This is a genomic window from Agathobaculum ammoniilyticum, from assembly GCF_025567315.1.
Classification (GTDB): Bacteria; Bacillota; Clostridia; order Oscillospirales; family Butyricicoccaceae; genus Agathobaculum; species Agathobaculum ammoniilyticum.
In genome coordinates this window covers 1-5,512 of sequence record NZ_JAOQJE010000018.1, presented here as the reverse complement: position 1 = coordinate 5,512, position 5,512 = coordinate 1, and the positions used below count along the sequence as shown (strand labels likewise).

The 5,512-nt window shown below is 61.0% G+C and carries 10 protein-coding genes; all 10 read right to left on the bottom strand.

Going from position 1 to position 5,512, the window contains the following annotated elements; all coding sequences use genetic code 11:
- Positions 1-6: 6 nt before the first annotated feature.
- Positions 7-291 (bottom strand): LPD11 domain-containing protein, encoded by a 285-nt coding sequence (locus OCV66_RS14010; protein ID WP_147574545.1) that lies wholly within the window; start codon positions 289-291, stop codon positions 7-9.
- Positions 288-581, bottom strand: a complete 294-nt coding sequence (locus OCV66_RS14005) for a hypothetical protein (protein ID WP_147574544.1) — start codon at positions 579-581, stop codon at positions 288-290. The genes OCV66_RS14010 and OCV66_RS14005 overlap by 4 nt, the downstream gene beginning before the upstream one ends.
- Positions 578-817 carry a hypothetical protein gene (locus OCV66_RS14000; RefSeq protein ID WP_147574543.1) on the bottom strand — a complete coding sequence of 80 codons (240 nt, stop codon included), beginning with the start codon at positions 815-817 and terminating at the stop codon, positions 578-580. The genes OCV66_RS14005 and OCV66_RS14000 overlap by 4 nt, the downstream gene beginning before the upstream one ends.
- Positions 817-1,350, bottom strand: coding sequence for a hypothetical protein (locus OCV66_RS13995; protein ID WP_147574542.1), 534 nt, complete (start codon positions 1,348-1,350; stop codon positions 817-819). The genes OCV66_RS14000 and OCV66_RS13995 overlap by 1 nt, the downstream gene beginning before the upstream one ends.
- A complete protein-coding gene (locus OCV66_RS13990) occupies positions 1,343-1,984 on the bottom strand; it encodes a hypothetical protein (protein ID WP_147574541.1) in 642 nt (213 codons plus the stop codon). The genes OCV66_RS13995 and OCV66_RS13990 overlap by 8 nt, the downstream gene beginning before the upstream one ends.
- On the bottom strand, positions 1,981-2,274 hold the full coding sequence (locus OCV66_RS13985) for a hypothetical protein (RefSeq protein WP_147574540.1): 294 nt from the start codon (positions 2,272-2,274) through the stop codon (positions 1,981-1,983). The genes OCV66_RS13990 and OCV66_RS13985 overlap by 4 nt, the downstream gene beginning before the upstream one ends.
- The gene (locus tag OCV66_RS13980) at positions 2,271-2,762 is read right to left on the bottom strand and encodes a sigma-70 RNA polymerase sigma factor region 4 domain-containing protein (RefSeq protein WP_147574539.1); all 492 of its coding nucleotides are present in this window, start codon (positions 2,760-2,762) and stop codon (positions 2,271-2,273) included. The genes OCV66_RS13985 and OCV66_RS13980 overlap by 4 nt, the downstream gene beginning before the upstream one ends.
- Positions 2,743-3,153 carry a hypothetical protein gene (locus tag OCV66_RS13975; RefSeq protein ID WP_147574538.1) on the bottom strand — a complete coding sequence of 137 codons (411 nt, stop codon included), beginning with the start codon at positions 3,151-3,153 and terminating at the stop codon, positions 2,743-2,745. Before OCV66_RS13975 ends, OCV66_RS13980 begins: the two co-directional genes overlap by 20 nt.
- Before the next feature lie 17 nt (positions 3,154-3,170).
- A complete protein-coding gene (locus OCV66_RS13970; protein ID WP_147574537.1) occupies positions 3,171-4,310 on the bottom strand; it encodes a beta clamp domain-containing protein in 1,140 nt (379 codons plus the stop codon).
- 25 nt (positions 4,311-4,335) lie between these two features.
- A partial coding sequence (locus tag OCV66_RS13965; protein WP_262564742.1) for a helicase-related protein occupies positions 4,336-5,512 on the bottom strand: 1,177 nt, incomplete at its 5' end.

Below are 5,512 nucleotides of genomic sequence, written 5' to 3'. Positions count from 1 at the left end.
AGCATTTTATCTCTCAGCATGCGTATCTCCTTCCAGCATCCTCTTTTCCAGTGACGTAATTTCGTCCATCGTCAGCCACCCGGGCTTCCCGTCTTCGGGAAAGCTGGGCCAGACCGCCTTCATGTACACGAGCTGCTCTGCAGCGTCATTTGCCCACAGATGCTTTGGGTCACGCCTGCCGCAGCCTAAAAAGTACAGGCAGTCCTGCCGCATCCGGTCCAGCAGCTGATAGCGGAAGCTGCCGTCACGGGAAAGGATAAATCCCAAAGCATTTTGTTTCGTCCCTGTCATTTCGCTTCCCCTTTCTGTTCGGCGGGGAGCTTCAGCTCCATCGCGCAGCGGAAGCCCTTTACAAACGAATCCTCGCGTTCCAGGCCGCGCAGCAAATCCAAATCATGCATGACCGCCTCCAGCAGCTTCACGGTCTCACGGTCTGAAACCGCCGCGAGCGCCGCAAACGCCAGAGAAATACGGAAGCTGATCCCGCGGATCTGGGAGCCGTTTACCTCCGGTTCCTCCTTCGCAGGTGCATATTTCCCACGGTACAGCTTGCGCACCGCATCCGTATTCAGCGCCTTCATTCCGCTTCGCCTCCCGCCTGATACAGCACCTTAGGGGCGCCGGCATAGCGGATCTGGAAAACGGTATCCGGATGCATCCGATGCAGCAGGCTGGCCCGCTGCTTGAGGATATCCAGCTTCGCCTCCGGTACTAGGGTCGCGTGCATCAGCGGCACGGGGAACGCGCCGTTTGCCATGTCCACCGCGCCGAAGCACGTATCGCCTTTTCCCTTTGCATAGAGCATAAGGTTTGCCATTACGATACCTCCGCCCCATCCGTTGTTTTTCCGGTCTGGATACGCTTCACATCAAAGAACGCCGTGCGGAAATCGTGAGGGGCGGCGCAGTAAAAGAAAAACTGCCCCAGCCCTGTGTCGATCTCCACCACGTCGCCTGTGCGGATGCTTTCATCCGGAAGAGGTGAGGATGCGTCGTCTTCAGCATTGGCCTGCTCATAAAAGGCTTTTGGGGACAGCCCGGCCCTGCCTTCCGTGCGCAGCCGGTACCGGTGTGCGAGGGGGAACACAAGCTCCCTGTCTCCCGCTTCGTCCGTTTCCAGCAGCCGTGCCATCACGGCGGACCGCTCATCCGCATAGCTGTAGATGCGGTACTCGCAGGGATCCTTCCGCTTGGGGCACCATTTTGGCGCCTTATACGCCGGATCGTTCTTGCGGAACGGCTTGCGGCGCTTCCTGTTCCGGAAGCCCGTGCAGTAGCGGCTCAGGCCGTAGTCCAGATGCGCCTCACAGCCGATACAGCCGGGCTCTGCGAAGCTTTTCTGCTTAAACATCCTTTTCCTCCTTCAGATAGCGGCATATCCTGTCTCGGTGTGCTTCCAGCGGGAACCCTGTACCGCCATGCCGGCGGCTCCACCTGCAGAGCGCGCGGTACAGCAGCTTCAGCCGCGTCAGGTTGAGGCGCAAATGCATGCATGCGTCCTCCATGTCCTCCAGCAGCTCGTCCAGCCGCATCAAAACGGCATCCCGTCCGTCCCCGCGTTCAGCGGCAAGCGCTTCTTTCCTCGTGAAATATTCCGCCACAGAGGAATCCGCGGACAGGCAGGACAGCACACGGTACGGATACAGTACCGCTTCGTCATGTACCGGCAGCAGGCGCCTGTCCATTTGTGACAGGAGGAACGGCGGGAGCGGAAGCTCCGCATCTGAACCGCGATACGGCTTTGGCAGTTCTGTGATCCTTTCATACGGAAGCTCCCATGCCGGCGCGCTGTGTGGATGGGGCAGCACCGTGACGCCCCCATCCGTTAGCAGGACGTCGTAAAGATGGTACGCCCCGCCGTCCACAAGCTGCCCAACACCGATATACCATTGTCCGGCCGCGAGCAAACGGCTTGCGAAGAGGAAACAGCAGTCCAGCATTTCATACGGCGCCTTTACGGCAAACAGCCTGTTTTCCATGCTCACGCCGCACCTCCGTCCAGGGCCGCGCGCCGCACCTCATACAGCTCCGGATGGTACTCCAGCAGCTCCCCAAGCGAGAGCTCGGAAACGAAATACGGCCCGCTTTCCGGCCGCTCCAGATCGTCCGCAATAAAGCGGCGCGCCTGGTGTTCGGAGGGGAAAGTGAGCGCCTTGTCCAGGCTGCCCAGGTCCACCATGTGCCGCCCATCGTTCAGGAAGTGGTCCGCCACGAAGGAATACCGCGAGCGGTACAGGTAGTACACCACATAAACGCCGGTATGCGTACCCATCATGCCGCCTCCCTTCCGGGGGCGGCACAGACCGGAAAGCGGTACACCCTGCAGCTGCGGACAGCATGGGCCTTTTGCAGCGCGGCAGCCCGCTCCTGGCGGATGGCAATATCCGCCGGATCTGCGCAGCGGCTGTCCGGCAGTACGTCATACAGCGTGCCGCCGTCCTCCCGCCATGCATCCAGGCTGAGCGTTACGGGCGCTTTGCGCTCCTTGTGCCGCTGGCGCAGCAGCGCGTTGCGGATGCGGCTGTACGCGATCGTAGTGAAGCGGTACCTCTGCAGGCTTTCGTCCGCCATATACCGCTGCGCCGCGAGCATCAGCCCCAGCGCGGCTTCGCCGTACAGGTCCGTGTCCGCTTCCGTGCCGAGGTGCAGGTCATGCATCACACGGTAGATCAGGTTGTGATAGCGCTCTGCGAGCGCGCGTTCCGCGTCGGTCAATGGCCTTGTCATGGTTTTCCCTGTCATATCAGGCAGCCTCACTTTCATTTATTGTCCGTCCGTTTCGGTACACCACAAAAAAGTAGTTGAAATCCCCATGGTTCACCATACAGCGCAGGCGGTAGCCGTTCACCGCGCCCGCATACGCGAAATCGTATGTGGGACACCAGAAGTCATGCCGCTGCGCCTCCGGATTGGCGGCGCAGAAGCGCCGCATCGCCTGCGCGCTGTGCAGCACGGTTTTCCGCAGCCGTTTGAACACCGCGTTGGCCTCGTCTATGCTCTGGGCTGTAAGGAAACAGCTCCGCACAGGATACCACATGTTCATCCGCCGCGGCTCGAACTGGCCTACGGCGCAAAGCAGCCGGTCTTCCGGCCGCAGCGGGCACATCCTCTCCGCTGCGGCGGCAGGGAGCAGGATCAGCTTTTTGTTTTTCATGTACGACTCCTTTTTTCTCATGCAGCTTTCTTCTTCCGTTTCGGTTTTTCCACTTCTTCCTGCGGCATACGCGTTGGCATCAATACATGCAGCTCGCTGCCCGTGCGCAGCATCAGGGTCCCTTTGCCGTCTAACAACAGGGCTGTCTCTTTCCCGTTTACCAGCTTCGCCGCCTGCAGCAGATAGTTATAGGTATAGCAGAAGCCTTCCCTGAGGAGCGGCGTGCGGATATCCGCGGGAAGCTCTGTCCCGCTCCGCACAGCCTGTCTGTCCCCGCTGATATAGCCGATCTGCACCATCCCTTTGTCCGTACGCAGTATCACACGCGCGCCGGCTGTGCTGCCGGCGCTTACGCGGCTCAGTTCCGCATGGAACAGCGCGCCGTCCACGTGGATCTCATACGCTGTCTGGAAGCGGTCCAGTACCGGCTTCAGGTCCGCTGCCTGATAAGGGCTGCGCTGGACGCAAAAGACCATGCCCGGCCCGAGGAACAGCGCGGTATCGCCGTCCACACCGATCCTGCAGTGCGGCACGCCGCGGAACACGGCGAGCAGCGTTTTCATCGCGTCCGCTGGGATCAGCAGGTCTATCGGCTCATCCTGCGCCGCGTCCTCGCTCGCCACAGTCATGCGGTATCCATCGCAGCTGGCCGCGCTGAACTTGCCGTCATGGACGGTGAGATGCACGCACTTCAGTTGTTCCTTCCCCTCTGCTTTGCCCTGCGCGGCGGAGAACAGCATCCTTGCGCTGACCTCCGCGAAGCCGGAGCAGTCCAGCAGCTGTGCGGGCGCGGGCGTACCCACGGCGGGGTATTTATCCGCATCCATCAGTGGGAAAACAAAGGCGGCCTTCGCGTTGCGCACCTCGATCTGCCTGCCGTCTGTGGCGACAGACGTTGCTTCGTCCGCAAAGGCGTCCAGCATCCGCTGGAATACCGGCGCGAACAGCAGCGCCCTTCCGCTTTCCTCCACGCGGCACGCATGCCGCACCTGTAAGGTGCAGGTCCGGCTGCGCGCGGTGAACATCACCGTGTTTGAAGCGGCGTCTGCTTCCATCAGGACGCAGGCATGCTCTTTGGATACAAAATACGTCCCTATCGTCTGGCTGCAGCGCCGGGCGATGGGTAACAGTTCGGACCGGTTCGCCAGAAAACGCATCGTTCCATCAACTCCTGTTCTTTCTTCACCCTGCCAGCTCCCACAGCGATAACTGCTCTGCGGGTGGTACTGGCTGTATCTTTGTTTCTGTTCTCACTCTGACCGGCACGGCCTTCCGTCCGCATTCCGCTTCCTGTACCTGCCGCTCCTGTGCCGGATGCAGCACCGCCATCTTGCGGAACGACGCCGCGATATCCTCCACCGCGTCCTCATGCCGAATGCCCTCGGCAAGCTCGCGGGCGAGCGCGGACGTCATATCCTCGCTCTCGCTCATCGCGGCAAGCCCTTCGTCTGTGAGCACGCCGCCCTCGATCACGCCGGCCACAGCCAGCTTGGAGGCCATCAGCCGGACCGCGCGCTCCTGCATTGTGTTCCGGTAGTACAGGATGTACACCTCCACACGCGGCGCGGTCTGGTTGATGCGCCACGACCTGCGGCTCGCCTGACGGAACGTGAACAGCTTGAACGCCATGTCATAGAAGATGAGCGTGGTGAAATCATTGAGATCGAGCCCGGTCTCCACAAGACCGGGGTTTGTGATCATCACCTGCATGCCCTGCCGGAGGTGGTTTGCCACCCATTCCTCGCGTCCCCGAGGCGGGACGGTATCCTCCATGATCTCGGCGCGGACGCCGGCGTCCGTGAGAAAGCGCTTGAGCCGTGTCCGGCTGTCCAGACGCACCCAGTTCACGTAGAGCAGTACGCGCTCCCCGCAATCCACCTTGCGCCGTATGATGTCAAGTGTCTGCCGGTCCTTTTCCGTCTCCTCGTCTGGGCCGCCGCTGCTTTGTGGGACGACCAGCGGATCTCTGGTGACCGGATGCAAGACAGGTTCATGGCCGTACGGCTGGTCCGGATAGGCCATCATGAGGTTCAGGGACACGGACAACAGCTTCTGGGCGAGCTTACGCCCTTCGCGGCTGCGGTCCTTGAAGATCCCATGGAAAGCGTGCTCCAGGTCGTCATAGGCTCTTTGCTGGTTCTCCGGAAGCCTGAGCGGTACAGGGATCTCCTCGTATTCCGGCAGGTCCTTGCCCATATCCATGAGCGAGAGGAACACGCCGTTCTCCAGCAGGAAGCGGCTGTACACCAGCGGCGAAACGCCCGGCTTCTGACGGGAGCGTTTTTTCCGCTTCGCGGTGCGCCGGTTGCTGTTGTACCCGCCTTCCGTTACTTCGTAAGTGTCCTCTGTCACGCCGTAT

Coding starts and splice junctions, on each gene's coding strand:
- OCV66_RS14010 (WP_147574545.1), bottom strand. CDS start 291: ATGACAGGGACGAAACAAAATGCTTTGGGATTTATCCTTTCCCGTGAC.
- OCV66_RS14005 (WP_147574544.1), bottom strand. CDS start 581: ATGAAGGCGCTGAATACGGATGCGGTGCGCAAGCTGTACCGTGGGAAA.
- OCV66_RS14000 (WP_147574543.1), bottom strand. CDS start 817: ATGGCAAACCTTATGCTCTATGCAAAGGGAAAAGGCGATACGTGCTTC.
- OCV66_RS13995 (WP_147574542.1), bottom strand. CDS start 1,350: ATGTTTAAGCAGAAAAGCTTCGCAGAGCCCGGCTGTATCGGCTGTGAG.
- OCV66_RS13985 (WP_147574540.1), bottom strand. CDS start 2,274: ATGATGGGTACGCATACCGGCGTTTATGTGGTGTACTACCTGTACCGC.
- OCV66_RS13980 (WP_147574539.1), bottom strand. CDS start 2,762: ATGAAAGTGAGGCTGCCTGATATGACAGGGAAAACCATGACAAGGCCA.
- OCV66_RS13975 (WP_147574538.1), bottom strand. CDS start 3,153: ATGAAAAACAAAAAGCTGATCCTGCTCCCTGCCGCCGCAGCGGAGAGG.
- OCV66_RS13970 (WP_147574537.1), bottom strand. CDS start 4,310: ATGCGTTTTCTGGCGAACCGGTCCGAACTGTTACCCATCGCCCGGCGC.